A 26,402-nucleotide genomic window follows, 5' to 3' on the forward strand; every position below is an offset into this window, starting at 1 on the left:
AGGGGTAAGTGACGCAGATTCGGAATAAAAATCGTAATCAATGTGCCAAGGAATATGGCGACAATATTAAGGCGGAGCAAAAGTGAGAGAACAAGCAATAATGGAATGAGCAGACTATGTAAAGGCAAAAAGCTCAGAAAAAAACCTAGTGTGCTCGCAATGGCTCCTGCATTTCCGGTAACAGGTGCAAAAAGGGATCTAATCATCCACCTGAAAACTCGATTCAATATGATTCCTCCTTAAGGTGTAATGGGTCTATATTTTAATAAAACAATTGTTTTAAAAGTAAAAGGAAAAGCGTAAGTGTTTTGCGTATCCTGCGGACGGACATTATTCGACAAAAATTGACCAACATTAAAACTTTAGGGATTTAATTTGAGATTTTGGGGGTATGTCGGGAAGTTCTTTAAATCTTTAATGGTTATGGAGGGTAATTTTGGGTGTTAATAAAATTCCCTGTAGAAAATAAAAAACCAGACTCATGTTTCTGAGTCTGGTTTTTTCGCTTCTGGTTAAGCAAGGCGCATTTTAAAGTCTTGATAACCAAATTCACGTACAACTTTGCAATCGCCGTCTTTACCTTTTACTGCAATCGCTGGAAGTGCCATGCCATTGAAGGTAGTATTTTTAACCATGGTATAGATGGCCATATCGCCGAACACCAAGCGATCACCGCTCTTTAATGGCTGGTCGAACGAATAATCGCCGATCACATCGCCTGTCAGGCAGGTTTGCCCGCCAAGACGATATGTATATGGCTTCTCGCCTGCTTCGCCTGAACCAAAGAGAGGAGGGCGGTAAGGCATTTCTAATACGTCAGGCATATGGCAGGTTGCAGACGTGTCAAGAATAGCGATATCCATTTTATTTTGATGTAAATCAAGGACAGATGTAATCAGATAGCCAGCGTTAAGAGCAACTGCTTCACCTGGCTCAAGATATACCTCTAAACCGTACTTTTCTTGCATTCTCTTAATACAAGCTTCTAGTCTAGGAATATCGTAATCTTCCCTAGTGATATGGTGGCCGCCGCCAAAGTTAATCCATTCCATTTGTGGAAGCCATTCGCCAAACTTTTCTTCGACCGCATTAAGAGTGGTTTCTAAGTCGTCAGAGTTTTGCTGGCAAAGGGTGTGGAAATGCAGTCCTGACACACCTTCAAGCAATTCTGGACGGAAAAGGTCTCTAGTCACGCCGAAACGGGAACCAGGTGAACATGGATCATAAATCGCATGTCCAATTTGGGTGGAGCACTCAGGATTGATGCGCAAGCCCACTTTTCGGCCCGCCTGTAATGCTTTATCTTTAAATTTTTCCAGCTGTGAAAAAGAATTAAAAATAATGTGATCGCAAATCGAAATAATTTCATCGATTTCATCTTCACGGTAGGCAGGGGCAAAGACGTGATTCTCTTTGCCCATTTCCTCGTGGCCTAACCGTGCTTCAAACAAACCGCTTGCTGTTGTACCACTTAAATATTGTCCAATGAGGGGATACATTGTTGTCATCGAAAAAGCTTTTTGTGCTAAAACAATCTTTGCTCCAGTACGCTGCATAACGCCATTCAGGATTTTTAGATTTCTTTCAACAAGCTCTTCATCGACTACATAACACGGTGTTGGTAGTTCTTCAAACCGCATTTTAGCGAACTAACTCCGGTTTTTTTACGTCTTCTGGCAGTTCATCAACAAGAACTGGATTGAAATCCTCTACCCATGGAAGTCCCCATTTGTTTAACTCTTCCATGAATGGATCTGGATCGAATTCTTCAATATTGTAAACGCCTGCTTTGTTCCATTTGCCAGTCATGATCATGGCAGCGCCGATCATCGCTGGAACACCAGTTGTATAAGAGATGGCTTGAGAGCCGACTTCTTTATAGCATTCTTGGTGGTCACAAACATTGTATACGTAATAAGTTTTATCTTTGCCGTCCTTTTTCCCTTTGAAGATACAGCCAATGTTTGTTTTGCCGACTGTACGAGGTCCAAGGGAAGCTGGGTCAGGTAATACAGCTTTCAAGAATTGAAGCGGAATGATTTGCTTTCCTTCGAATTCGATTGGTTCGATAGAAGTCATTCCTACGTTCTCAAGAGCTTTTAGGTGCATAATGTAGCTTTGGCCAAATGTCATGAAGAAACGGATACGCTTAAGTCCCGGCATGTTTTTCGCAAGGGATTCAAGCTCTTCGTGGTAAAGAAGATACATATCCTTTTCGCCAACTTCCTTGAAGTTGTAAACGCGTTTGATTTCCATTGGATCAGTTTCTACCCATTCGCCATTTTCCCAATAACGTCCGTTAGCAGAAACTTCGCGGATGTTGATTTCTGGGTTAAAGTTTGTTGCGAACGGATAGCCATGGTCGCCGCCGTTACAGTCAAGGATGTCGATATATTCTATTTCATCGAAATAATGTTTTAATGCATAAGCAGAGAATACGCCTGTCACACCTGGGTCAAAGCCGCTTCCTAAAAGGGCAGTAATACCGGCTTTTTCAAAGCGCTCTTTGTATTCCCATTGCCATTTGTATTCAAACTTAGCCGTATCTTCAGGCTCATAGTTAGCCGTGTCCATGTAGTGTGTTTTCGTTGCAAGACAAGCGTCCATGATGGTTAAGTCCTGGTATGGCAATGCCAGGTTCATAACGATATCTGGCTTTACTTCATTAATTAACGCGATTAGCTCATCAACGTTGTCTGCATCTACTTGAGCAGTAGTAATTTTTGTTTTGGTTGTGCCGTCTAATTTAGCTTTAAGATCGTCACATTTTGATTTTGTACGGCTTGCAATACAAATCTCTTCGAATACTTCGCTGTTTTGAACACATTTGTGAACGGCAACAGATGCCACGCCGCCAGCCCCGATAATAAGTGCTTTACCCATTTTCATATCCCCTCACTTAGTAATATTTTTCCAACAAAAAAAGCAAGTGTAATTCGCATATTACGCGCACAACACTTGCTTTAGATATAATCGTCATATTAAAAAGCATAAGTATACCGTAAAAAACACACACGGATACCTCTACCATAATGGTTAATTGGACATTATGAAGAAAGCTTCTAATAATCAAAATATATCAATTGATCAGAGTCTATATAGCAAATAATGCCTTTTTCCACTCTTATTGACCGTTTCACAAGTTGTGTGCATATGCACTGGTTGTAAAGTAACCAACTTATAAAATTTGAGCTTTTAACTCAATCAATAAGGCAACCAAGTTGCCACTCGGCACTTGACCCGGCTGTCCGTATGGCCTTAACTCCCTGAAGGAAGTGGTCAAAATTATCTGCTTGGAAAGACTCAAGATTAGATATATTTTAGCTTTCCAAAATAATGCTTCTTCATATTATCCGTATATGAGATAAATGTCAATAGATTTTTTGGCTTTTTTTGAATTAGCATAAATTGGTGATGCAGGGGGACGGTTCTAATGCATCACGTAAAGGAAAAGGGACGGTTCTTCTGCTTCAAAATGAAGCAGAAGAACCGTCCCCATGTGTTAATTTCTGATCAGATAATCAAATGCGCCTAAGGCTGCAGTTGCTCCTGATCCCATTGAAATGATGATTTGTTTAAATGCGCTGTCGGTACAGTCGCCTGCAGCAAAGACTCCAGGGAGGGTCGTAGCGCCGTGTTTGTCTACAATGACTTCGCCGAAGCGAGAGCGTTCAACCGTACCTTCTAGCCACTCGGTGTTTGGTACAAGGCCGATTTGAACGAACACACCTTGCAACTCTACATGGTGTTCTTCTCCGGTTGCACGGTCAATGTAGGTAATACCGTTTACTTTGTCAGTACCGGTAATTTCTTTTGTTTGTGCATTCTTGATGACTGTTGCATTAGGAAGGCTGTTTAGACGGTCTTGCAGGACGGAATCAGCCTTAAGCTCCGGGGCAAATTCAATAACGGTTACGTGCTTCACAATACCCGCAAGGTCAATCGCTGCTTCAATGCCGGAGTTTCCGCCGCCGATAACGGCCACGTCCTTACCGGCAAACAATGGACCATCACAGTGAGGGCAGTAGGCTACACCTTTGTTCTTGAATTCCGCTTCGCCAGGAACATTGACATTACGCCAGCGTGCACCTGTTGAAAGGATGACCGTCTTACTTTTTAGAACAGCGCCGTTTTCAAGCTCAACTTCGACGAGGTCCTTTTTTTCCAAGCGTTTCGCACGCTGCAGATTCATGATATCAACGTTGTACTCTTTCACATGCTCTTCGAGACTTGCTGCGAGCTTAGGACCTTCCGTGTATTTCGTACCGATCAGGTTCTCAATGCCAAGCGTGTCCATCACCTGTCCGCCGAAGCGTTCTGCGACAATACCAGTACGGATGCCTTTGCGCGCCGCGTAAATGGCTGCACTCGCGCCAGCAGGGCCGCCGCCGATCACAAGGACATCGAATGGATCCTTGTTGGCAAACTCGGATGCATCCGGTGCGTTGCCAACCTTGGAAAGGATCTCTTCTAGTGACATACGGCCGCTGCCGAAGGATTCCCCATTTAGGAACACCGTTGGAACCGCCATGATGTCTTTGCTGTCAACTTCTTCTTTAAATGCCGCACCATCAATCATTGTATGAGTGATGCTTGGGTTAAGAATGCTCATCACGTTCAGTGCTTGTACAACATCAGGACAGTTGTGGCAGGTTAGGCTAACGTAAGTTTCAAAGTGGTATTCCCCTTTGATGTTTTTCACTTGGTCGATGACTTTTTGGTCAACCTTCGGTGCTCTTCCGCTTACCTGAAGCAGTGCCAACACGAGGGAAGTAAATTCGTGCCCAAGAGGGACTCCGGCAAATGTTATCCCTGTGTCTTCTCCAATCCGATTCACACTAAAGCTTGGCGTTCTCTGCAATTCTGTTTTCTCTACCTTAATACGGGTTGACATGGCAGCTAATTCGTCCACAAGGGCCAGCATGTCACGAGAAACGTCATCAGATTCAGCGCTAACTTTAAGCAGCACATCGCCCTCCATCATTTGAAGGTATTGGGCTAATTGTGCTTTTATATCTGCATCTAAAATCATGGTTAAGACTCCTTAAATTTTGCCGACAAGATCAAGGCTTGGCTTAAGGGTTTGGCCGCCTTCTTGCCATTTAGCAGGGCAAACTTCACCTGGGTTGTTACGAACGTATTGTGCTGCTTTAATTTTGTTAACGATTGTGCTTGCGTCACGGCCGATGCCATCTGCATTGATTTCCATAGCTTGGACAATGCCGTCAGGATCGATGATAAAAGTTCCGCGTTGTGCAAGACCTTCTGCTTCATCTAATACATCGAATGCACGAGTAACCTTTTGCGCAGGGTCGCCAATCATAATATATTCAATTTTGCTGATGGCTGGTGAATGATCATGCCATGCTTTATGAGTGAAGTGAGTGTCTGTTGAACAAGAGTATACTTCAACGCCAAGATCTTTAAGAGTTGCATATTGGTTTTGCAGGTCTTCTAATTCAGTAGGGCATACGAATGTGAAGTCTGCTGGATAGAAGCAAAGGACGCTCCACTTACCTTTGAAAGTTTCTTCAGAAACTGAGATAAACTCACCATTTTGGTAAGCTTGCGCTAAGAATGGTTGTACTTCTTTACCGATTAAAGACATAATGATCTTCCTCCTGAGGGTGTATTAATAAATAGTTCACTATAGCATTATAGCCAAAACTACAGGGAACTAATTATTTTCCTTTTAATTATAATTAGTTTTTTAAAATAATTCTAATACAAGAGATATTATTATATAAATATTCCCATTTTGTCAAGGAGAATGAACTTTTATTTAAAATAATTGGCGCCAATCAATATACTGGAAAATAAACTCCAATTTTCAATTGCTATTAACATTTCTCAATTAACTGATGCACGGGGACGGTTCTTCTGCCTCAGTGAGGCAGAAGAACCGTCCCCGTGCATCTTTTTTGGATACAATGAATAATGAAGGGAGTGATCCAAGTGGCTGCGGGCGAAGATTTTCAGTTGCGTTTACAACATATTGAGCTTTTATCATCCACTCTGTATTCGGGGATTGAAATTTTCCTTGTCCTTGATGGTGAATTGGTGATTGAAACCAATAGCCGATTTTATCACCTTAAAGAATATGACTACCTTATTATTAACAGAAATCAAATATATCAAGTCCAAGGTACGAAGAAAAATACGGTTTTAACATTAAGCATTTCTGATTCTTTTATTTCGCAATATTATCCGGAGTACCGTCGTTATCAATTTGAGCTGTTTTCCCAGCAAATAGATAGAGGAAAAGAAAATTTGATGTCGGAAATGCGGAAACTGCTTGCACAATTAATGGTTATTTATTGCAGACAGGATGAAGGTTACCGTCTTGAGTTGCACGAAATGCTTTGTAAGATTTTAATCACTTTAATTCGCCGATTTAAAAAGCAGGGGAGGGTATCTGAAAATATTCATGTCAAGGATACCAGGCTGAAACAGATTATCTTGTATCTTGAACAGCATTATGATGAACAGCTCACCTTGGAGGACGTTGCTCATAAATTTTATCTGTCTCCTAGTTATTTCTCGCGATATTTTAAACAGCAATTAGGTACAGGCTTTATCAATTTTTTAATGAATATTCGTTTAGAACACAGCGTTAAGGATTTGCTCTATACAACCGAATCGATTACGTATATATCGTTAAAAAATGGCTTCCCCAATACCAAATCCTTTTCAAATTTGTTTAAAAAGGTTTATGGGGAAACGCCGCATACTTTTCGTGAAAAGAACTCACAGGAAAAGGTTGCTCTCGTTGAAAGCCTTCAGCTGCAAGAATCAGAGATCCTTCTTAGTTCTCCAGATATATTAATGAAATTAGGCGTTCTTATAGCGGAAGGTGAAACTACCAAACCCTTTAGTAATACAGAAGCCGGTTTTGAAGAGCTCGAAATTGATGTGAATTCGGTAAATAGAAAAATATTAAATCATCCAAACCCTATTTTAATGATCGGCGAACTAAGGGAATTACTAAAGAACCCCGTTCGAACACAAGTGCTATTAGCAAAAGAAGATTTACAAATCAAATATGTTGGAATTCAGAAATTATTGAGCGGACGGTCGATATCTCCAGCGGTAGAAACAGATGAATTAATACCGACGACATCTCCGTATTATAATTCAGATGAAGTCATCCAGTTTATGAAAACGAATGATTTGTCTTTATATATTCAAGTAAACTACGCCGAAATATCATCCGATGAAAGTGCCTATCTTCATAAACTGCAGAGCTTTTTAAAACACTGCTTACAAGTATTCGGTGAAAGTTATCTTGCCACCTGGTGCTTTTTATTTTCAGAAACATTTGATCAGGCTTTTGCGAGTAAACAATTAGAGAAATTTTATTTAAAACTGCGAAAGTTAATAAAAACAGAAATTCCTTCGATTCAAGTAGGGGCGTTTTTACCTTTTTCATTTACCGCAGGTACAACAAATGACCAGTATAAGTGGATTTTGCAGCAAGCTGCGGAAATTGATTTTCTCGCCTATAAAGTCAGCCCTAATGAAGTGATCAATTTTAAAGAATTAATCGACCGCCATTATGGGTTGGCAAAAGATTTTATCAAGGAAAAAACGGAAAAATTAAAGCAATATTTAAAAGCGCATTCCATTGAGAAGCCGCTGCATTTGCTGACATGGAACACTATTTCAGGAAATACCCGTTATACGAACGGAACCTTTTTCCGGGGAGCCTTAATTTTAAATGATGCGATTAAAGTTTCGGATGACGTGAAAACGCTCGGTTTCTGGATTAATACCGAAACACACGAGCAAAATATGGGAGGAAAAGATCTTCCTCTAGAAGGAATGGAGCTGTTTCATTATTTTAATGGCAAGCGGCCTGTCTATTATGCCATGTCTTTCTTCAAAAAATTGCAAGGTAAAGTAGTCGCAAAGGGTCCGTCTTATATCATGACAGAAAATGAACGCGGCTATCAGCTTGTGTTAATGAACAGTAATATTGTGAACCCTTATTTTTCAATTGAAGAAACTTTTTTGCAAAAATTAATGAGAGAAATGCGGGTAACGATTAGTGGAATTCCTAGTGGTGAATATCAAATACGCAAATATATCTTTGATAAAGATCATGGGGCCCTTTATAAAAACTGGAGGGAAAACAATAGTAAATATGGCATGGACCAAGAGATTATTGACTATATTATCCGGACAAGCCATCCAAGTTTAGAGGTTTTTGATGAAATGATTGATGAGGAGTGGTCGTTTTACTCCTATCTAACTGTAAATGCGGTTCACTTTTTTGAAATAAGAAAAGTCATTCTATAATGTAAAAAATTGACCGTAAAATTTTGCGTTCCTATTTTTTAAGTTAATAAATACCTTTGATGATACGGTTATCTGCACAAAAAATGACTCCTTTTACAAGGGGTCATTTTTTTATAATAAAGGCACAAGATGATTTAAATCACCTTCACACTTGCAGGTTAATTAAGACTAAAAAAACAAATTATAAGGTCAAGGAGGAATTTATGATGACCACCTATAAAGGTACAAATAAATTAATTACCGGGATTGTGTTTGGCGTTATTACATTCTGGCTGTTTGCACAAGCAATGGTCAACGTCGTCCCATCTGTTCAAGCGGATTTAGGGGTATCACTTGAGGCGTTGAATATAGCGATTAGTTTAAGTGCGTTATTTTCAGGTATGTTTATTGTGGCTGCGGGCGGGCTCGCAGATAAAATAGGACGTAAAAAAATTACCAATATTGGATTGATTTTAAGCATTATCGGCTCGCTTTGTTTAGTGTTTGCCCAAGGAGCGGTTCTTCTTATTATCGGACGTATCATTCAAGGCTTATCTGCAGCATGTATTATGCCGGCAACTATTGCGTTAGTAAAAGCGTATTATGAGGGAGCAGATCGGCAGCGGGCATTAAGCTTTTGGTCCATTGGTTCTTGGGGCGGATCAGGGGTTTGTTCATTCGCAGGGGGCGCGATTGCTACTTATATGGGATGGCGATGGATCTTTATCTTCTCCATCATATTTGCTCTTCTTGGTATGTTTTTAATTAAGGACACTCCTGAAAGTAAGGGAGAAACATCTGGTGCTTTTAAATTCGATTATGCAGGCTTAGTCATCTTCATTATTACCATGCTTGCATTAAACGTATTTATCGCTTTTGGAGCGGATTTAGGGTGGACAAGCCCAACTACCATCATTCTTGCGGCAGTTGCGATTGTTGGAGCGATTGTTTTTTTCAAGGTGGAAAAAAACAAAAAAATCGTACTAATCGACTTTTCTTTATTTAAAAATAAGCCATATGCAGGAGCGACTTATTCAAACTTCCTATTAAATGCGATCGCAGGCACACTTGTTGTTGCAAACACATATGTACAAGTCGGCAGGGGATTCACAGCCTTCCAATCAGGTATGTTGTCACTCGGCTACTTGGTTGCGGTGTTAGCCATGATTCGTGTCGGTGAGAAAATTCTTCAAAAAGTTGGCGCGAAGAAACCGATGATTTGGGGAACGATTATTACAACTATTGGCGTTGCGATGATGGGATTAACCTTCCTGAATGACTTAACATATACCGTTGCCGTGTTTATTGGCTTTGCCTTATTTGGCCTGGGACTTGGAATATATGCAACACCTTCTACAGATACTTCAGTATCCAATGCCCCATCCAATAAAGTAGGGGAAGCAGCTGGAATTTATAAAATGGCAAGTTCGCTTGGCGGCGCCTTTGGTGTGGCGATTTCCGCGACAGTCTACAGCACAATGGCGGCCGTTACCAGCATTGAATTCGCAGCAACCGCAGGCGTGATTGTAAATGTGATCTTTGGCGTGCTGGCGCTGTTATCAATTATCATCATGGTTCCCCAAAATGCAGGGAAAGAGAAAGAGCGTGGGCGTGTTCTAAAGACCGAACCCCAAGCAAGTTAATGTGCGGAGAATTTTTGCAAAAAAAGATTGAATGGAGGAACTGGGAATGAAGAGCAAACTAATGCAAATGTTAGAAGAGCGTAAAGATGAAATGATTGAAATTCGCCGATATCTTCATGAACATCCTGAACTATCGTTTGAAGAAGAAAACACTAGCAGATATATCGAAGAATTTTATAAAGGGAAAGATGTCAAGGTAGATCGGAAAGTGGGCGGCGGCAACGGGTTAATCGTGACGATTACAGGCGGAAAGCCAGGGAAGACGATTGGATTACGCGCTGATTTCGATGCTCTGCCAATATTTGAAGAAACAGATGTCCCGTTTAAGTCGAAAAATCCAGGTGTCATGCATGCCTGCGCTCATGACGGCCATACAGCCTATCTCATGATCTTAGCCGACTGTTTAATCCAATTAAAGGATGAGATCCCTGGTACGATTAAAATTATTCACCAGCCTGCTGAAGAGGTACCGCCAGGCGGAGCGATCGGCATGATTGAATCAGGGCTGCTTGATGATTTGGACAATATTTTCGGTATTCATTTACTGCCAATGGGACCTTCCGGGGTTGTTGGCTATAACAGTGGATACGTCTTTCCTGGACGTGCCTACTTTAAATTAAAGGTCCAAGGGGTAGGCGGCCATGGTTCTTCGCCTCATTTAGCCAATGATGCGATTGTCGCCGGAGCTCATTTTGTAACGGCTGTTCAAACTGTTATCAGCCGCCGCTTAAACCCATTTGATATGGGCGTCGTCACGATTGGTTCATTTGACGGAAAGGGCACCTTTAATGTCATTAAGGATAGCGTCGAAATTGAAGGCGATGTGCGGGCAATGACAGATGAAACCCGTACGTTAATCGAAACAGAAATTCGCCGTATTTCTAGAGGGATTGAGGAAGAATTTAACGTCACTTGTGAGATGACATATACACCAGACTATCCGCCGCTCTATAATAATCCGGACCTAACGGAAATGGTGGCAGAGATTCTAAAAAATGCAAATGATAAAGATATTACGGAAGTACAGGAATTCCCTAAATTATCACCATCAGAAGACTTTGCACACTATGCGAAAAAATTCCCAGCCTGCTTCTTCTACATTTGCTGTACACCAAAAGGGGTTGAAAAACCATACTTCAACCACCATCCGAAATTCGACATTGACGAAGACGCCCTCCTAGTAGCAGCAAAAGCTGTCGGCCAGGTTGTTTGCGGTTATTATGGAATATGATGCATGGGGACGGTTCTTCTGCTTCAAAAAATGAAGCAGAAGAACCGTCCCCGTGTTTTAATCTTCTTTATAGAAGCGCTCTCCGGTTTCCGGATTGAAGTAAACGACTAATTTTTTATTTGTGGTTGGATCAATGGATACCTCATTTGTTCGGATGAAGCCTTTAGGTACTTGCTGTCCATGTTTATTCTTGAAGCGGCGGTCCCAAATGAGCCAGGATAGGATGATTAGAATAATCAGGATGAAGAATTGGATGCCGTAAAATCCCAAAATCCACTTCATTGTTTATTATTCCTTTTCCGCAACAACAGCTGTTCCGTAAGCAACAATTTCACTCATATTCTGGCCGATTTCTCCTGAGTCAAAGCGCATCATAACGATTGCGTTTGCCCCCATTGCGGCAGCATTTTTCACCATCCGGTCAATCGCTTGTTTCCTGGCATCTTCAAGCATTTCTGTATACTGATTGATTTCGCCGCCGACCAGCCCCTTTAAGGAAGCCATAATATCCTTACCAATTCCTCTTGCCCTAACAGTTAATCCAAATACAGGACCTAACACTTCAGTCACTTTATGATTCGCAATATTTTCTGTTGTTACGATAATCATACCAATCCGCCCCTTAACAAAAATAATACCTACATGTCTATTTTACTTGCCATTGGATATAAATACCATTACTTTTTGATGTGCAAAGGGACGGTTCTTCTGCCTCAAAAAGAGGCAGAAGAACCGTCCCCATATTTCACATCTTTAATAAACGATAACTGGCTGATAGGCACTGAGGTTATTGTACACGGTTTTCATCACGCTTGGCGGTGTGTTGACGCAGCCGTGTGAACCTGCCGCAAGATAGGCTTTACTTCCCCAATTTGATCGCCAGCTGGCATCGTGGAACCCCTGGCCATCATTTGTAAAAGGTGCCCAATAATCAACAGGAGTCTGATAAGTGATTTTTCCGTTTTCTCTACCCGTTAGGATGGCATGTGTTTGCTTATAGAGAATATACCACACTCCTGGTGTTGTACCATGACCGGTACTCTGTGTACCTGTTACGACATTCGTCGTGACGACTAATTGTCCATTTTTGTATATCCAAATTCGCTGCTCGGCAATGGAGACTTCAGCATACGTATCGCCAATGCCATTGTTTGTAATCGTATCATATCCGTAGCCTTCACCTTTCCAGCCTTTACCGTAAATATTGGCGGCGTCAACGGATTTCTCCCCATTTTCAAAAGCTGCCAGAATCCGCGGTATTTCTTTATCAACGTTTATGGCCCAGCCATAGCCTTTGCCTTTTACCGAAATCACCGAACCTGAATGAGTCTTGAATGAGAAATCCTTATTTAATGTGGATTGTGAATTATTAATTTCTGCGATCTTATTCTTTATATCACCTGTATCATCAATCTTGATCTGCAAATCTTTTGAAATAGACGCATTTTTAATTAATTCGCTGGCGTTTAACGAAAAGACTTTATCCTGAACCTTATATTCAACGGATTGCGCAAGGAATGCCTCCAGCTTTTTCTGTTGATTTTTTATAATCTCGCTGTCTTCTTTAATGGGCTGTATATATGTAGGATTAAGATGGATTTCACTAATGTATTCTTGCTTATCGAAGTCCTTTAGAAGACCGGCGACATCTAACTGTTCACCGCCAACGCTGTTAGTGACAACAATCTTCCCTTGTTCTAAATGAACCGTTGCATCTTTTGGTGCGTTTAAAGTCGGATTCATGGATAGCAGCTTTTCTTCCAATTGTTTTTTCAAAGTCTGGTTTCGGTACTGGTCCTGATTGCCAGGCATTAATGAATAATCTTTTGCTTTTGAAGACGGAAAAAACGTCCACTGGCTTCTTAATAATTTTTCGACATCGGGCAAATCTTTGTCCGTAAATGCCATCTTCGTATCTTTGCCATCTATAATTTGCTGATCACCGATAAAGACCACGTTTTTTAATTCGGTTGTTTTTAACTTATCAAGTGCTTGCTCAGCACTCATTCCACTGACTTTTATGCTATTAATCTTGATATTTGAATTAAAGTGGGTTGCCTGATAATAGCTGCCTGCTGCAATAACTGCAAAAACAATAATGATACATCCAGTGATAAACTTCCAGTTTGCAAACCGTCTTGTTGGATTTGCGCGTTGTTGATTGATTTCATTAATATTTACCGTACTTTCCAAAAAGAATCCCCCCACCCTAGGTAATTTCAGCTATCAATCCTATAGACGTTGAATATATTGGTTATGTTTCAAGTTTTACTATTTTTTAACAAAATGATTAAATTGTAACTACTATTCTACTAAATGTAATCGTCAAACATTGTCGTTTTTTGTTTGCTCGTAAAAAATACTGGGATATGAATGATGGGGAACTTTAACCTTCTTTTTTCATAATGTAAATTAATCAAGTACTGAGGAGTAAACACATTGAACCATATTGAAATGATCCCAGGAAGATTGTACGCAGGGGGGAGTATTTCTTCCGATGACTGGGACTTTGTTAAAAGAAAAATATCGGCAATCGTAAACCTCCGCATAACTCCTGATCAGCCTGAATTTGATTTTTCAAGGAGAGTTATGATTTGGTCTCCCATCTTTCTTTGGGTTAAACCGAGTGTGGAATGGTTAGATAATTTGATGAAGCAAATAAATAAGTTGATGGACCGGGGACATCGAGTTCTAATCCATTGCAGGTTTGGCATACACAGAACTGGTTTTATTCTAACTGCTTTTTATATGTACCGATATCGGTTAGATCGTGAACAGGCACTGCGGAAAGTCAGGAGAAAGAAACCAGATGTCGCACCGCCGCCCATTTATATGGAAGTATTATCAAAATACGAAAAGTTTCTGGGCATAAAATGATGCATGGGGACGGTTCTTCTGCCTCAGAGGCAGAAGAACCGTCCCCATGTTTCATGTAACTTCTCTTAAGCCCTTCCCGTCGTGAATTTCTTGAATCCCTTCCTCACAAACTCCGTAGGAACGCCAGGAGCATGTTTCGCAGATGGTTTGAATATCTGCGGGGACGACAAACTTTCGAATGTGCGATTCGATCTCTTCCCAACTCAGAATTTGCCCGATTTTAAGCCCCATTTTCTCTAAAATAGCGGCGTCTCTTTCATAAATATGATTGTCTTCGCAGTGGTATTGCCCAGAGTTAGGGTATTTTTCGCACAACTGATCAGGTCCATCTACAAGATGAATTAAAGTTGTGGGGTTTTTTCGCAAGTTTTCATGCAAACGTGTCATATTTTTTACGTATTCTTCGGAATAGCCCATTCCCCTATAGCCGAGAAGGCAAAAAAGATGATGACCTCGCAGCCTGTACATAATTCTCCCCCCATTTAACGTTAAAGGTAAACCTAAAATGTAATCTAGTTAACATATTATAACACGTTTAATGATGCAAAGGGACGGTTCTTCTGCTTCAAAAGCAGAAGAACCGTCTCCTTTTTTATATTGCTTGTGATGCACGAGAACCGTCCCCATGCATCATATCCTGTTATAATAAATAACATATACTTATTAATATATAGGGTGGTTGTATGGCATTTAAGAGACCGAGTTTAGGGGAGAAATTAAGTCAGCAGTCTAGTGATATTTTCGTTGGTCGTGAAGAAATCTTACTGGACTTTTTTAGGGAGGATAGCCAGGCTCCGCTTTCCTTGGAAACATATAAGGTTCGCTCCTTTTATGGGGTGGGAGGCATTGGGAAAACAGCCCTCAGGAAGGAAATGGTCAAAAGAATCCAACAGAACTTGGATACGGTTGGCATTCTAAATTTTGAAACAAAGGAGCACCAAAAAATTGATAATGCACTTATTCATTTAAGAAAATCTTTAGGGAAAAAGTACAAAATAAATTTCGCTTTCTTTGACATTGCCTATTCCTTGTACATGAATAAAGCATACCCAAATCTCGCGTTAAATGACTCATCCGCCCCGCTATTAGATGAAAGTGACTTCCTTTTAGATGTCATCAATACCGTAAAGGAAATTCCGGGCATTAGTCTTGTTCCTAAAATATATAACTTATATCATAAAGGCCATAAATTAGTAACAAGGTATTTAAATGAAAGGAAAATGAGCTATTTATCTTTGTTGTCTGATAAAGATGCATCTGAACTCCTCTTATTGCTGCCGCAAATTTTCAGTGAGGATTTGATGGATTATATCCAAAAAAATGCCGCGAAAGTTTATATTTTTATAGATACATATGAAGCTTTATGGGAAGACCAGCGTTTAAAAGGGGACGAGTTTTACGTAGATGAATGGATTCGGGAGTGGATTCAAGTCACCCCAGGCATAACATGGGTGATTTTTGGACGGGAACGGTTACGATGGGCCGAGAAAGATAAAGATTGGAATGATGTCATCGTTCAGACGCAGCTCACCTCATTAGGAGAAGAAGTTGGAGCTGAGATTTTACGACGTCACGGCATTTATCAAGAAGAAATCATCTCTACGATATTGGGCTACTCTAAAGGACTGCCTTATTCGATTGAACTTTCCGTCGATTTATTTAAAAGAATTTCAAAAGAACGGGACCCCGTTAAGGAAGACTTCCAATTTGAGAAAAATGTAGAAAAGCTGTTCACTCGGTTCATGAAATACCTGACAAAGGGAGAACGAAGGGCGTTAGAGTTGTTGGCTCTCACCCGTTCCTGGGACCGGGAGTTATTTACACTGCTTGTGAAACAATTTGATATTGGCTTTTATGCGGATGATTTTGATGACCTTACTCATTTTTCTTTTATAAAAATGGGTGCTGATGGAAGATGGGAAATGCATTCTTTGATGCGTGAAAGCTTGCGTAACCATATTGGAACTCATAAATTTATGGAAGGAAACCTGTTTTTATTCCAATACTTTTCATCACAGCTAAGTCAATATGAGTTCAAATCAACGGTAGAAAAGCCCTCATTTTGGCTGGATGAATCATTTTTCCATGGGTTTAGTTTGGCGGTGAAGAATTTGATGCCGTTAGAGGAGTTTGTTGAATGGTTCAGAGCGGAGGACTCCAGATTTTTTAATTACGGTAAGTGGGAGGTTTCCATTCCTCTGCATCAGCAGCTAATCAACTATCTTGACCCGATGCCAACAGACAAGGCAGGTCAGTTATTAGCAATCATTGTTTATGACTTGGCTTTTATTTATTTTAAACAAACAAAATATCAAGAAGCTGAAAAGCAGTTTAGAAAAGCAGTGGATCTTGCTGAGAAGGTATACGGGCCCAATAATAGCTTTACAGCAAAAACCTATTATGGCTTGGCGACAATTTTTCATAACCAGGGAAAATATGAGGAAGCGGAACCATTATATTTAGAGTCATTAAGGATTAGGGAGCAGGTCTTGGGAGCAAATCACCTTGGCGTTGCCTTATCTGCCAACAACCTTGCGACACTTTATCAAGATATGGGCAGGCTAGAGGAAGCGGAACCTCTCTATTTGAAATCAATTGAAATCCGAAAAAGGCCGGAGAATTACGATGAAAGAAAGATTGCCGCAGCATATATCAGTCTTGTCTATTTTTATCACCATAAAAAGGAATACGAGGATGCGGCAAAGATGGGTCTTGCGGTGATTAAGTTTGGTAAAAAGGTTTTTGGTATGACCCATATTAACTTTAGCCAGGCTCTAAATCATTTAGGGAACGTATACATACGGCAAGGAAAGTATCGGAAATCGCTAAATCTTTATCTAAAGGCTTTGCAAATCGTGGTTGGAAATTTAGGGGACTCCTCCGCGGAAGCAGCAAAGGTCTATCACAATCTTGCTGTGTTATCCTTTTTATTAAGTAAGCAGGCAGCCGTAACCGGATATATGGAAAAATGTCTGGAAATAAAGAAAGAGATTTATGGAGACAAGCATTTTCGGTATCTCCAATCAGTAAAGGTCCGTGAACAAATCGATCATCAAGACATTATCCCAGATGGGGTGTTTCTTGATTTCTAGGAGAGATTTCATGTTAAAAGAACCTAACTTTGTCAGGGATGTTCATTTACAATTTTCCGAACCGTTAAAAAAAATTTCTGGTCAGATAAAATACATTATTATTCACCATGCTCAGGAACAGGGTTGGGATATTTATAAGACCCACCACTTTCACCAAGCGGTACGCAAATGGAGTGGAATTGGCTATAACTTTTTTATAGAAGCAAACGGAGAGATTCTGAAGGGGAGAGGCTACCATGTAGGCGCCCACGCTTATCATTATAATGAAGTATCACTCGGTATTTGTCTTACTGGAGATTTTGATGTCGACAATCCGACAAAAGAGCAATTATCGTCAGCGAAAAAACTTTGTCACTATTTAATGAACGAGTTCAATATCCCTGTATCCGATGTTTTAGGTCATCGCGAGTTACCTGGGACAACCAAGACATGCCCCGGGAAAAACTTTGATATGGATCAATTCCGTGATTTCATCAGTAAAAAATAATGCACAGGGACGGTTCTTCTGCTTCACGAAGCAGAAGAACCGTCCCTGTGTTTCACACCACTTTAATATAAAAATAAATATCCTGCCCAACCTTTTTCGGTTCGGCTAGAAGTTTATAGCCGTGTTTGACGGCTTCCTCCGGCACACTGCGGAATGATTGCGGGCAGTCCGCGATGACCTGTAATACTTCCCCGATTTTCATAGACTTTAGCGCATCCAGCGCATAAATGACAGGGTATGGTCATGGCTCGCCGCGAATATCTAAAGTGTAGTTAACATCCATCACCTGTGACATGAATTATGCCTCCTTTGTAACGTGAGAAATCCGTTCTTTCTTTTCGTGTTTGATTCCAGTCCCATAACGGAACCGCTTTTCCCACCAGTTTGAAAGTAAAAACCAAACAAGCAGCATAGCCATTGTACCAACCAGTGCTCCTGTAGGTCCCCATTGTTCAATTAAGTTTACCTTCGGCCAATTTTCCCCAAGGGCATGAAAAATCCCAAGGTGGTCCCAGCCGTATGCCAGGAATGTAGCTCCGACGATATTTCCTGCACCAACAACCCAGAATAACAATTGACCTTCCATTGCCCGGTACATCATGCCGGTTTCACAGCCGCCGGCTAGAACAATACCAAATCCAAATAGCAGCCCGCCAATTACGGTACTAGGAGCAGCAATTTTGATGAGAGCAACAGAGCCGTTTTGAATATAGATGAATGTTATCACGACACTAATCATCATCCCGACGGCAATGGCTTTTGACATAACGGCACGGCCGCTGATCCATAAATCGCGGAAAGCGGAAGTGAAACAAATTTGTCCGCGTTCAATGAGAATGCCAAACAAGGCCCCAGCTATACATGCAACCGCCAAAAGAGTTTTGCCTGCTGCGAAAAAGTAAACGATGATACCAATATATAGACAGGCAAAGACTACACCCAAGATAGGCTGGATGTTCCTTTTTTGGTCATGCTCGGTAACAACTGGGTTCATCGTCCCTTTCATTAGTGTTGGCTTGCCTCGCCACCATTTTGTGTTCACAACCTTAACGCCAAAAAAGGTCCCGATTGCAGTGGCAGCCATAAAAATCCATGAATGAAATGAAAACTGAGGGACACCTGTGAAAAAGGCGGCCAAGTTACAGCCAAGAGCGAGACGTGCGCCAAACCCTGCTATAATTCCGCCAATAAAACCTTGTACCAACCGCCTCTTTTGTTTTGGAACCCGGATTTTGAAGCTGTTGCTTAGGAGAATTGTAATGAGTGCGCCAGCCAGCATCCCGATGACAATCCAGCCATCTGTCCGGCTGACGGGAGTCCCTTGAAGGCCGACCAGTTGAAAATAGGCCCAATCCGAAACATCGACACCGAACCATCCTAAAATATGCCCGCCCAATCTTGTGAATTCCCCAGTCACGGCCCAAACAGTTCCGGTAATGCCAAAGTACAATGCACTTACTAATCCTGCAATACTAATAGCTACATAGGGATTCCAATATTCTTTGAAGATTTTTCCATAAAGCTTCATAATGCTGCAACACCCCTATCATTATTTTTTAAAAATATACTTATACATAACAAAAATGCCAAGGGCTTAACCAGGCATTTTTAAAGGACGTATATCACTAATGTTACTGTTTTCTGATAATTATGCAATACAATATATAGATGAATACGATTGATATCAATCGTTATAGGCGATATGAGTGAATTTAAACTTGGGAAGTTCTTTGAAAAAATCAGACATTCGATATCTAGATTCATAGGGGAATTTCGCATGCTTTAGAGTGCAGTAATGAATTTACTATAAGATTTACATGATAAATTTTAATGTGGGCATATTAGGTCCGAGGTTTAAAAATTATCCAGATAAGAGGGACGTAACGTAAGTATATTTTGTATAAAGGTGATGCTTAAGTGGAAGCAAGGAAAGTTAGTGAAACACGTATTATTCATACCGATCAGGTACTAATTAATGATTTAAACAATTATGATACATTATTTGGCGGAGTTTTAATGAAGAAGATGGATGCTTGTGCGACCCTTTCAGCCCGCAGGCACACGCGAATTAAGCAATGTGTAACGGCATCGACCGACTCTGTTAATTTTCTTGAGCCAATTCGAGTAAGTGATTCGGTTTGTATCGAATCATTTGTCACTTATACAGGAAGAAAATCAATGGAGATTTTTTGTAAAGTGATTGCGGAAGATCTTGAAACAGGAGAGCGTCGAATCGCAGCAAATGCATTCTTTACTTTTGTTCCTTTAGATGAAAACAAAAGACCGGTGGAGGTGCCTGGGGTTATTCCAGAAACAGAGGAAGAAAAATATTTATTTGAAACGGGAAAAGAACGTGAAAGAATCCGCAAATTAAAGAGAGAACAAAATAAGGAACTTGTATCGAGACTAACCATCGACAAACCGTGGGATTACTAAATTAAACTAAAGGAGGTTTATTTTGTGTTAGTATCATCAGATTACGATGAATTAAAAGATGCACAAATGGCCATAGCAAACTTACATACAACAAAACCATCGATTTATGAAAAGTTTATTAATATCATTCAGCTGACTAGGCAATTGCAGTATGGCTATCAATATATGGGCGCGCTTTTAATGGATGAGGAACCGAGTGAATTTGAACCGCAGTTCCAGGATGAGTATGTATTGTCCATCTATCATAAGGAAATCGAAAAATTAAAAGACGACGAAAGATTTCCTGAACTAAAACAATTGTTAAATTCATACAAACAACTTAGCTATGCAAACATTAGTAAGTTGGCATTAGGGGAAAATCCATCAGCATTAGTAGGTACCACTATAATCCATTAATATTTAATGCAAAGGGACGGTTCTTCTGCTCTATGAGGCAGAAGATCCGTCCCTTCTTTACACGCATTTGATGCACGAGAACCGTCCCCATGCATCACTCCCGTGTTTGACAGTTGATATTTGGAAATAACTAGATATGGGAGGTTTTCGAGATGCCGAATTTAAAATATTTAGAGCCGACGGAGCTGCTTGAGAAAATTTATGCGACGCTTTGCTCGGAATATGAGGATGCGCAGCATTATGAAAGTGAGCAGGATCAAGAAGAAATAAAAGTGACAAAGACGCGGCTGATTAAAAAAATATTTAATGAATTCGTTGTAGATGAAGAGTATTTTCTAACGATGAAGAAAGAAACGTTTAAAGAGAGATATCAATTGTATGAGGCAGATTTAATAAGGATGATTCAAGAATGCAGCGAAAATAGAATTGATTATGAGACGTTTATTCAAATCATCGATGACCTAATTGCCAGTGCAAAATTTCGACTCCAAGCGTTTGAGCAGCTTTCCGATGAAATCCATAAATTACAGGAGGAGGACGAGCAGGAGGAAGAAGAAGAAGAAGAATGATATGGCGGACAATCCTATGAAAGGGTGAATCTAATCAAAGGGTTGTCCGCCATCATGTATATGGGATTTTAATTTATTAAGACGATGTGGTGAACGATGTTGTAACATAATTAGCATTCGCTCTGTTATAAAGAACTATGTCTATGAACGTATTATCATTTATTAAAAGTTAAAATACGCCGTTTTCGATCGGAAAAGGTAAAGTGAAAATCGACAATAAGTAGGATTACTAAGTTGTTTTCAATTTCAAGCGAGTTTGTTACAATGCTTGGAAGTTTGGCTTGAAATATACGTTTATATTTACAGGAAACAATGAATTTTGGTAACTATTTAGCGAAAGACGCTGCAAAATTTCCTGTCAAAACTATTCAAAAAGCCGAGTTTTTGTTTGTCTTATGGAAATTAATGTAAAATTTTAAATTTATAAAAAGCGTATACATTTAGTACTTTTATAATAGTAATTAAGTTGTGTGTAGTTGAAAACTAGATAATTAGGAAACTATAGATTCCTCTTTTTGTTCTTTATAACGAAAAGTAGTGAATGAAGTTTTTGGCACCTGGTATGAATGATTCAACAAATTATGATTATTTATCCGCTCTTCGTCTTACGTCTTACGTCTTGGCCGCCTAAAAACAATAGTAATCCTTAATATCAGAGGTATTTTTTTGCATATAAAGCCTCTTAAATTAAGGTTTATTATAAATGTTTTATCAAATTTTAAAAACTTTAAGGAGGCAAGTAAAGTGAAAAAGAAATGGTTGTTATCAGCAGGGTTGAGTGCAGCACTATTAATCCCTTTAGCGGGATTTAGCTCGAATGCGGAAGGCCAGGCCAAGATTATGCCGAATCAGGTTACCTTTGTCAATGGAGGATTTTTTCCTGGAGGAGTACCTAAAGACGGAATCATCTCAGGTGGATTAGGATGTGTCATGGATATCCATGAGTTTGACAAAGGACTTCCAGTGATGGACGAAGAGGGAAATCCGACCGGATTGGTTGGCGACACAATTGTTTTCCTTAAAGGTATTAAATCCAACACTGCATTTTCACCAGATCAAGTTTCGGTGTATGTAGAGGTAAGCAGCAATGGGCAAAAGGTACTTGAACTTCCTATGATCCAAGAGGGGGCAGATTATAAAGACGGGAACCCTCTTTGGGTGGGTGCAATCCGCCTATTTGAAACAGATCTCCCAACTGGAACCTACAACTATCAGTTTAAAGTAAAGGAAAACGGCAAAAACGGGAAAGTTCTGGATGTATGGGTACCGAAGAATCACAAATTTACCGTAACTGACAGCAGAAACTAAGGCAGGAAGAAATGAGGAGTATCATTACACTCCTCATTTCTTAAAATGGATTTACTCTAATGGAGGGTGACTATGAATAGAAATAATAGATTTACGATTATAATCCTTATTATTTCCACCATCGTTCTACTAGCGGCTTGTGGTGGGAACACTGCCTCTACAAAAAAAACAGTAGAAAAGAAGACTAATAGTGGACAATCCGATAAAAAGAGTGCTTTTCAAGGGAAAATAACCCTGTCCACTACAAAGGCGGAAGTTAACTCCCCCGTCCATTTTAAAATCAACGGGTTAAATCCTAACCAGGAAACAACTCTCACATGGGGAACAGTCGAAGGAAAGTATGATTATGATGGACTTTATAAATTTATTGGTGTGTCCTTAAAGGACAAAGTCCTTCCGTTGACGACCGGAAAAAGCAGTTCAGCGGGAGAATTAGAGGGTGATTTTAATGTACCAAGCGGGTACGGTGGAAATCACACCATCTATGTGAATCAAGATGATAAGCTTATAGCCCAAACAAACATTCATATTAATCCTACTTTTAAAATTTCCCCAGCCTCAGGGCCAATCGGTACCGAAATTACCATTACAGCTGAAGGTATCGGATATGATGTCATGGAAAGGAACTGGCAGCTTACATATGATAATAAGCTAACTGGACTAATAACTGCCATTACCACAGATGGGAAGGCGGTTGCCAAACTACGGGCGTCAGGACCTGTTGGAGATCATACTTTGACCGTTTGGCATGGTTATTTGGGGATTCCATATGTTAATCATGAGCAAGCCCCCACTTCTTATTTACCAGTTCCTAAATTCAATTTTACGGTAACAGAGGAAAAACCTGATCTGAACAACTATGTTGAAAAAGTGCCAACGGGTGCTGATGGCGGAGTCCAAATGCCTGAATTAAAGAATAATGATGGAGTAAAAGTGAGTTTGGATAAATCCTCAGGAGTAGTTGGGGAAAATGTTAAAATGACAGCTAAAGGACTGCCAAAAAACAAAAACGTCAAAATAATCTTTAATACCATGAGAGGAAGCAGGGTTTCGGGAAATGGTTTTGGAGAAAAGAAAATCGATCTCTTTTCAGTCAATACAGATGACCAAGGCTCCTTCACGAAAGACTTCCCTGTCCCTGACGACTTAGGTGGAATCCCTCACCGGATAGACTTGCAAGTAGACGGAAAGACTTATGGACAGACATATTTGTCCATCACTCCTTCCATCGTCAAGATTTCACCATCATCAGGGCCGCCTGGAACACCTATAACCATCGAAATTAAAGGTGTAGGCTGGACAGAATATGACAACACTTTTGATATTACTTATGATAATGCATACTTCGGGTATGTTTGCGGGTTTAATACGGCAGGAAGTGTGACGGTTAATATGATTGCATCGGGTGAACCAGGATATCATATCATCGATTTTTATCCAGGGATTTATCGAGGCAAGCAACTGCAGCCTGATATCTACCTAGCTCCTCAATTAACCTATCAACAAGACCACCCAGGAAGCGGCATCCCCGCTATCCGAATGGGCTTTGAAGTCATTAATCCATAATGATTAAGTCAAATCATTGCGCGAATATATAAAGGGAAAGGACAAATCATTTTGATTTGTCCTTTCTACATTTGTATGATGAAAGGGGCGGTTGCTGCCTCTGAGGCAGCAGAACTGTCCATGTGTTTCAGGAGCCAGCAAGGACAAAGGGGTAGCAAATGACAACAACCAAAACCTATCTAAAAGAGTGGCAGCAAGCCTTACAACAAGAGATTAACCATTTAAAAAAGTTCGGTGGAAGCCGTTATATTGTGACAAATGGCAGGCTGTTATCAAACGATGACACTTACAGCTATTATTTTGATACAGCCATCCCATTAAGGATACCCGTTGGTTCGGCGATTAGGTTGGAATGGGGCGCGATGAAAAGCAGCGGAAAGGTGCTTTCTTCCGAGGGCAGGGGGGTCATTCTTGCATTGGAGCAAAGTTTTGGCGACCTCATCTCCGATGCCTTTTTGCTACATGATCCCTGGGAACTGCTCGAGCAATTAATCGAACGCTTGGATGAAATCAAAAAAAACAAGCAAAAGCGGCTGAGAGTGAAAAGATTGATGAATCCTTCGATGGAAACCAAGCATCCGGCAGACAAGATTAAGAGCAATGTCCACGAAGTGGTGTTGCGGTCAAAATACAATCCCGTCACGTTCGTCTGGGGTCCTCCGGGAACCGGAAAAACCTACACCTTGGCCAGAACGGCAGCCAACAAATATTTTCAGCAGAAAAAGGTGCTAATTCTGTCGCATAGCAATCAAGCTGTTGATGTCTTAATGGGCGAACTGACTGATTTTATTAAAAGAAAAAATCGATTCCGGGAAGGGGATGTGCTCCGCTACGGTGGAGGTGGCGGTGATACGCTGTCTGCCCATCACGAAATTACCACAGGTCTGCTCATTGAAAAGGAGGACCCGCTCCTAGCCCAGGATCGAGAGAGACTAATAGAAGAAAGACGTAACTTAAAGCAGGATTTGGCCCATTCTTTTAGCAAACGAGATTCGGATCATCTGCTTGAGCTTGAAACACAAATTGCCAGGGTTCTCGAAAAAGTCCGGAAGAAAGAAGTCCAATTAGTAAAAGAGGCGTCCATTATCGGGACGACGCTGGCAAAGGCAGCCAGTGACAGCGCCGTTTATGAGCAAGAGTATGACGTCGTCGTCCTCGATGAAGCCAGTATGGCCTATGTGCCGCAGGCTGCTTTTGCGGCTGCACTGGGTCATCGGGTGATTATTTGCGGGGACTTTAAACAATTGCCTCCGATTGCTTCAAGCCGGGATCCGCTTGTGGCCAAATGCCTGAAAGAGGATGTGTTCCATCATGCTGGGGTTGTAGAATCCCTGAAAGAAGGGAAGCTTCACCCGCAAGTTTTTTTATTAAAAGAACAGCGGAGGATGCACCCCGATATTTCTGCCTTTACCAACAAGTATATCTATCATTCACTGGTTGGGGATCATGAGAGTGTCTATAAAAGCAGGAACAGAATCACAAGCCTTGCCCCCTTTAAAGAGCAGGCTGCCAAGCTTGTGGATACAAGTTTCACGGGCTTACATTGTATGAGTGATAAAGCGACTAATTCAAGATTCAACCTATGGCAGCTACTATTGTCTTTTCAATTGATTCATGAAGCATACCTGGACGGGGCTAAATCGATTGGGTATGTGACACCATACCGGGCGCAGGCGAATCTGATGGAATTGCTGCTTGAAGAGATATACACGAATGAGCTCGGCAAAGCGGATATTATTGCGGCCACTGTCCACCGATTCCAGGGCAGTGAACGGGATGTGATGATCTTTGATACCGTCGACAGTGCCCCGCAGGACAGGGCTGGAATGCTCTTAACCGGCAAAGACAGTGAACGTCTCATTAATGTCGCGATTACGAGAACGAAGGGGAAATTTCTTCACGTCAGTAATCGAGATTTTATCCAAAAACATGTTTACTCAGGAAAAACGCTAAGGCAGCTCGTTGACTATCAGGTCAGGCGCAATCAAACGGTCACGACGAAGGAAATTGGTTCATGGATTCGCAGCCAACACCCTAAATTAAGATGGATTCATGCACTAAAATTGGAAGCTGTTTTTCGGGACCTGAAATCGGTAAAGGCATCGCTTACCATCTCCTTGCCGAAGGGGACCGAGTTAACGGAAGAATGGAAGGGGCAGCTAATGAAAAGGAGCGAACGGGTGAAATTAACCGTTATTTCAGACCAGGAAGAGAACTTTCCGTTTCCGTTTGTCATGCTCGACGAAAAGGTTTTGTGGCTCGGACTCCCGCTCGAAGGTGCCAGAGAAATCCATCCCCCTTATGTGGCGGCTAGACTAAACTCCAGTAAAATTTGCGAATTCTTGTTAAAACAAAAATGATGCACAGGGACGGTTCTTCTGCCTCAAAAGCAGAAGAACCGTCCTTTTTTCGTGCGATTGATGCACAAGAAACGTCCCTGCGTCCCAACGCAATTGATGCACGAGAACCGTCCCTATGCTTCACCCATGCTTCAATCCATTCTCCATTGTTTAAATAGTC

General features: G+C 40.9%; 22 protein-coding genes. 12 read left to right on the top strand and 10 right to left on the bottom strand.

Annotated elements, in window-relative coordinates; genetic code table 11:
* Positions 1-512 precede the first annotated feature (512 nt).
* The 4 genes from nspC to ahpC form a co-directional block, all read right to left on the bottom strand.
* On the bottom strand, positions 513-1,640 hold the full coding sequence (gene nspC / locus V5M37_RS02405; protein WP_423800594.1) for a carboxynorspermidine decarboxylase: 1,128 nt from the start codon (positions 1,638-1,640) through the stop codon (positions 513-515).
* A gap of 1 nt (position 1,641) precedes the next feature.
* Positions 1,642-2,883, bottom strand: a complete 1,242-nt coding sequence (locus tag V5M37_RS02410) for a saccharopine dehydrogenase family protein (RefSeq protein WP_423800595.1) — start codon at positions 2,881-2,883, stop codon at positions 1,642-1,644.
* Positions 2,884-3,502: 619 nt separating this feature from the next.
* Complete coding sequence (gene ahpF, locus V5M37_RS02415) at positions 3,503-5,032, bottom strand: alkyl hydroperoxide reductase subunit F (protein WP_423800596.1); 1,530 nt, start codon at positions 5,030-5,032, stop codon at positions 3,503-3,505.
* A gap of 12 nt (positions 5,033-5,044) precedes the next feature.
* A complete protein-coding gene (gene ahpC, locus V5M37_RS02420) occupies positions 5,045-5,608 on the bottom strand; it encodes an alkyl hydroperoxide reductase subunit C (RefSeq protein ID WP_423800597.1) in 564 nt (187 codons plus the stop codon).
* A 347-nt stretch (positions 5,609-5,955) separates the two neighbouring features.
* Here ahpC and V5M37_RS02425 point away from each other — a divergent pair, with 347 nt between their 5' ends.
* From V5M37_RS02425 to V5M37_RS02435, 3 genes are all read left to right on the top strand, one after another.
* A complete protein-coding gene (locus V5M37_RS02425) occupies positions 5,956-8,298 on the top strand; it encodes a helix-turn-helix domain-containing protein (RefSeq protein ID WP_423800598.1) in 2,343 nt (780 codons plus the stop codon).
* 203 nt (positions 8,299-8,501) lie between these two features.
* Complete coding sequence (locus V5M37_RS02430; RefSeq protein WP_423800599.1) at positions 8,502-9,920, top strand: MFS transporter; 1,419 nt, start codon at positions 8,502-8,504, stop codon at positions 9,918-9,920.
* Between the two features lie 46 nt (positions 9,921-9,966).
* Positions 9,967-11,151 (top strand): amidohydrolase, encoded by a 1,185-nt coding sequence (locus tag V5M37_RS02435; RefSeq protein WP_423800600.1) that lies wholly within the window; start codon positions 9,967-9,969, stop codon positions 11,149-11,151.
* A gap of 57 nt (positions 11,152-11,208) precedes the next feature.
* Here V5M37_RS02435 and V5M37_RS02440 read toward each other — a convergent pair whose 3' ends face one another.
* From V5M37_RS02440 to V5M37_RS02450, 3 genes are all read right to left on the bottom strand, one after another.
* Positions 11,209-11,433, bottom strand: a complete 225-nt coding sequence (locus tag V5M37_RS02440) for a hypothetical protein (protein WP_423800601.1) — start codon at positions 11,431-11,433, stop codon at positions 11,209-11,211.
* A 6-nt stretch (positions 11,434-11,439) separates the two neighbouring features.
* Positions 11,440-11,760 carry a YbjQ family protein gene (locus tag V5M37_RS02445; RefSeq protein WP_213147589.1) on the bottom strand — a complete coding sequence of 107 codons (321 nt, stop codon included), beginning with the start codon at positions 11,758-11,760 and terminating at the stop codon, positions 11,440-11,442.
* 144 nt (positions 11,761-11,904) lie between these two features.
* Complete coding sequence (locus V5M37_RS02450; protein ID WP_423800602.1) at positions 11,905-13,344, bottom strand: L,D-transpeptidase family protein; 1,440 nt, start codon at positions 13,342-13,344, stop codon at positions 11,905-11,907.
* Positions 13,345-13,590: 246 nt separating this feature from the next.
* On the opposite strand from V5M37_RS02450, the gene V5M37_RS02455 reads away from it, so the two are divergent.
* Positions 13,591-14,028: a protein-tyrosine phosphatase family protein gene (locus V5M37_RS02455; protein ID WP_423800603.1), complete on the top strand. Its 438-nt coding sequence runs from the start codon at positions 13,591-13,593 to the stop codon at positions 14,026-14,028.
* Between the two features lie 51 nt (positions 14,029-14,079).
* On the opposite strand, the gene V5M37_RS02460 is transcribed toward V5M37_RS02455, so the two are convergent.
* Positions 14,080-14,496, bottom strand: coding sequence for a DUF1284 domain-containing protein (locus tag V5M37_RS02460; protein WP_423800604.1), 417 nt, complete (start codon positions 14,494-14,496; stop codon positions 14,080-14,082).
* 215 nt (positions 14,497-14,711) lie between these two features.
* On the opposite strand from V5M37_RS02460, the gene V5M37_RS02465 reads away from it, so the two are divergent.
* Together V5M37_RS02465 and V5M37_RS02470 are read left to right on the top strand one after the other, a co-directional pair.
* The gene (locus tag V5M37_RS02465) at positions 14,712-17,120 is read left to right on the top strand and encodes a tetratricopeptide repeat protein (RefSeq protein WP_423800605.1); all 2,409 of its coding nucleotides are present in this window, start codon (positions 14,712-14,714) and stop codon (positions 17,118-17,120) included.
* A 10-nt stretch (positions 17,121-17,130) separates the two neighbouring features.
* Positions 17,131-17,607, top strand: coding sequence for a peptidoglycan recognition protein family protein (locus V5M37_RS02470; protein WP_423800606.1), 477 nt, complete (start codon positions 17,131-17,133; stop codon positions 17,605-17,607).
* Positions 17,608-17,659: 52 nt separating this feature from the next.
* On the opposite strand, the gene V5M37_RS02475 is transcribed toward V5M37_RS02470, so the two are convergent.
* On the bottom strand, positions 17,660-17,836 hold the full coding sequence (locus V5M37_RS02475; protein ID WP_284037878.1) for a sulfurtransferase TusA family protein: 177 nt from the start codon (positions 17,834-17,836) through the stop codon (positions 17,660-17,662).
* A 69-nt stretch (positions 17,837-17,905) separates the two neighbouring features.
* Positions 17,906-19,135 (bottom strand): selenium metabolism membrane protein YedE/FdhT, encoded by a 1,230-nt coding sequence (gene yedE / locus V5M37_RS02480; RefSeq protein ID WP_423800607.1) that lies wholly within the window; start codon positions 19,133-19,135, stop codon positions 17,906-17,908.
* A gap of 389 nt (positions 19,136-19,524) precedes the next feature.
* Between yedE and V5M37_RS02485 the strand changes: the two genes are divergently transcribed.
* The 6 genes from V5M37_RS02485 to V5M37_RS02510 all read left to right on the top strand — a co-directional run bounded on the left by V5M37_RS02485 (position 19,525) and on the right by V5M37_RS02510 (position 26,242).
* A complete protein-coding gene (locus V5M37_RS02485; protein ID WP_423800608.1) occupies positions 19,525-20,043 on the top strand; it encodes an acyl-CoA thioesterase in 519 nt (172 codons plus the stop codon).
* 24 nt (positions 20,044-20,067) lie between these two features.
* Positions 20,068-20,439 carry a hypothetical protein gene (locus V5M37_RS02490; protein WP_423800609.1) on the top strand — a complete coding sequence of 124 codons (372 nt, stop codon included), beginning with the start codon at positions 20,068-20,070 and terminating at the stop codon, positions 20,437-20,439.
* Positions 20,440-20,591: 152 nt separating this feature from the next.
* The gene (locus V5M37_RS02495; protein ID WP_423800610.1) at positions 20,592-21,008 is read left to right on the top strand and encodes a hypothetical protein; all 417 of its coding nucleotides are present in this window, start codon (positions 20,592-20,594) and stop codon (positions 21,006-21,008) included.
* Between the two features lie 744 nt (positions 21,009-21,752).
* A complete protein-coding gene (locus V5M37_RS02500; RefSeq protein WP_423800611.1) occupies positions 21,753-22,316 on the top strand; it encodes a hypothetical protein in 564 nt (187 codons plus the stop codon).
* Positions 22,317-22,388: 72 nt separating this feature from the next.
* On the top strand, positions 22,389-23,882 hold the full coding sequence (locus tag V5M37_RS02505) for a hypothetical protein (protein ID WP_423800612.1): 1,494 nt from the start codon (positions 22,389-22,391) through the stop codon (positions 23,880-23,882).
* A gap of 158 nt (positions 23,883-24,040) precedes the next feature.
* The gene (locus V5M37_RS02510; protein WP_423800613.1) at positions 24,041-26,242 is read left to right on the top strand and encodes a DEAD/DEAH box helicase; all 2,202 of its coding nucleotides are present in this window, start codon (positions 24,041-24,043) and stop codon (positions 26,240-26,242) included.
* The last annotated feature ends 160 nt before the right edge of the window (positions 26,243-26,402 follow it).

Origin of the sequence: Neobacillus sp. SAB-20_R2A, from assembly GCF_049568635.1 — a bacterium.
GTDB lineage: Bacteria > Bacillota > Bacilli > Bacillales > Cytobacillaceae > Neobacillus > Neobacillus citreus.

What these genes read in the sequence shown, in the direction of transcription:
- nspC (WP_423800594.1), bottom strand. Translation starts at nt 1,640, where the DNA reads ATGCGGTTTGAAGAACTACCAACACCGTGTTATGTAGTCGATGAAGAG.
- V5M37_RS02410 (WP_423800595.1), bottom strand. Translation starts at nt 2,883, where the DNA reads ATGGGTAAAGCACTTATTATCGGGGCTGGCGGCGTGGCATCTGTTGCC.
- ahpF (WP_423800596.1), bottom strand. Translation starts at nt 5,032, where the DNA reads ATGATTTTAGATGCAGATATAAAAGCACAATTAGCCCAATACCTTCAA.
- ahpC (WP_423800597.1), bottom strand. Translation starts at nt 5,608, where the DNA reads ATGTCTTTAATCGGTAAAGAAGTACAACCATTCTTAGCGCAAGCTTAC.
- V5M37_RS02430 (WP_423800599.1), top strand. Translation starts at nt 8,502, where the DNA reads ATGATGACCACCTATAAAGGTACAAATAAATTAATTACCGGGATTGTG.
- V5M37_RS02435 (WP_423800600.1), top strand. Translation starts at nt 9,967, where the DNA reads ATGAAGAGCAAACTAATGCAAATGTTAGAAGAGCGTAAAGATGAAATG.
- V5M37_RS02440 (WP_423800601.1), bottom strand. Translation starts at nt 11,433, where the DNA reads ATGAAGTGGATTTTGGGATTTTACGGCATCCAATTCTTCATCCTGATT.
- V5M37_RS02445 (WP_213147589.1), bottom strand. Translation starts at nt 11,760, where the DNA reads ATGATTATCGTAACAACAGAAAATATTGCGAATCATAAAGTGACTGAA.
- V5M37_RS02460 (WP_423800604.1), bottom strand. Translation starts at nt 14,496, where the DNA reads ATGTACAGGCTGCGAGGTCATCATCTTTTTTGCCTTCTCGGCTATAGG.
- V5M37_RS02465 (WP_423800605.1), top strand. Translation starts at nt 14,712, where the DNA reads ATGGCATTTAAGAGACCGAGTTTAGGGGAGAAATTAAGTCAGCAGTCT.
- V5M37_RS02470 (WP_423800606.1), top strand. Translation starts at nt 17,131, where the DNA reads ATGTTAAAAGAACCTAACTTTGTCAGGGATGTTCATTTACAATTTTCC.
- yedE (WP_423800607.1), bottom strand. Translation starts at nt 19,135, where the DNA reads ATGAAGCTTTATGGAAAAATCTTCAAAGAATATTGGAATCCCTATGTA.
- V5M37_RS02495 (WP_423800610.1), top strand. Translation starts at nt 20,592, where the DNA reads ATGCCGAATTTAAAATATTTAGAGCCGACGGAGCTGCTTGAGAAAATT.
- V5M37_RS02505 (WP_423800612.1), top strand. Translation starts at nt 22,389, where the DNA reads ATGAATAGAAATAATAGATTTACGATTATAATCCTTATTATTTCCACC.
- V5M37_RS02510 (WP_423800613.1), top strand. Translation starts at nt 24,041, where the DNA reads ATGACAACAACCAAAACCTATCTAAAAGAGTGGCAGCAAGCCTTACAA.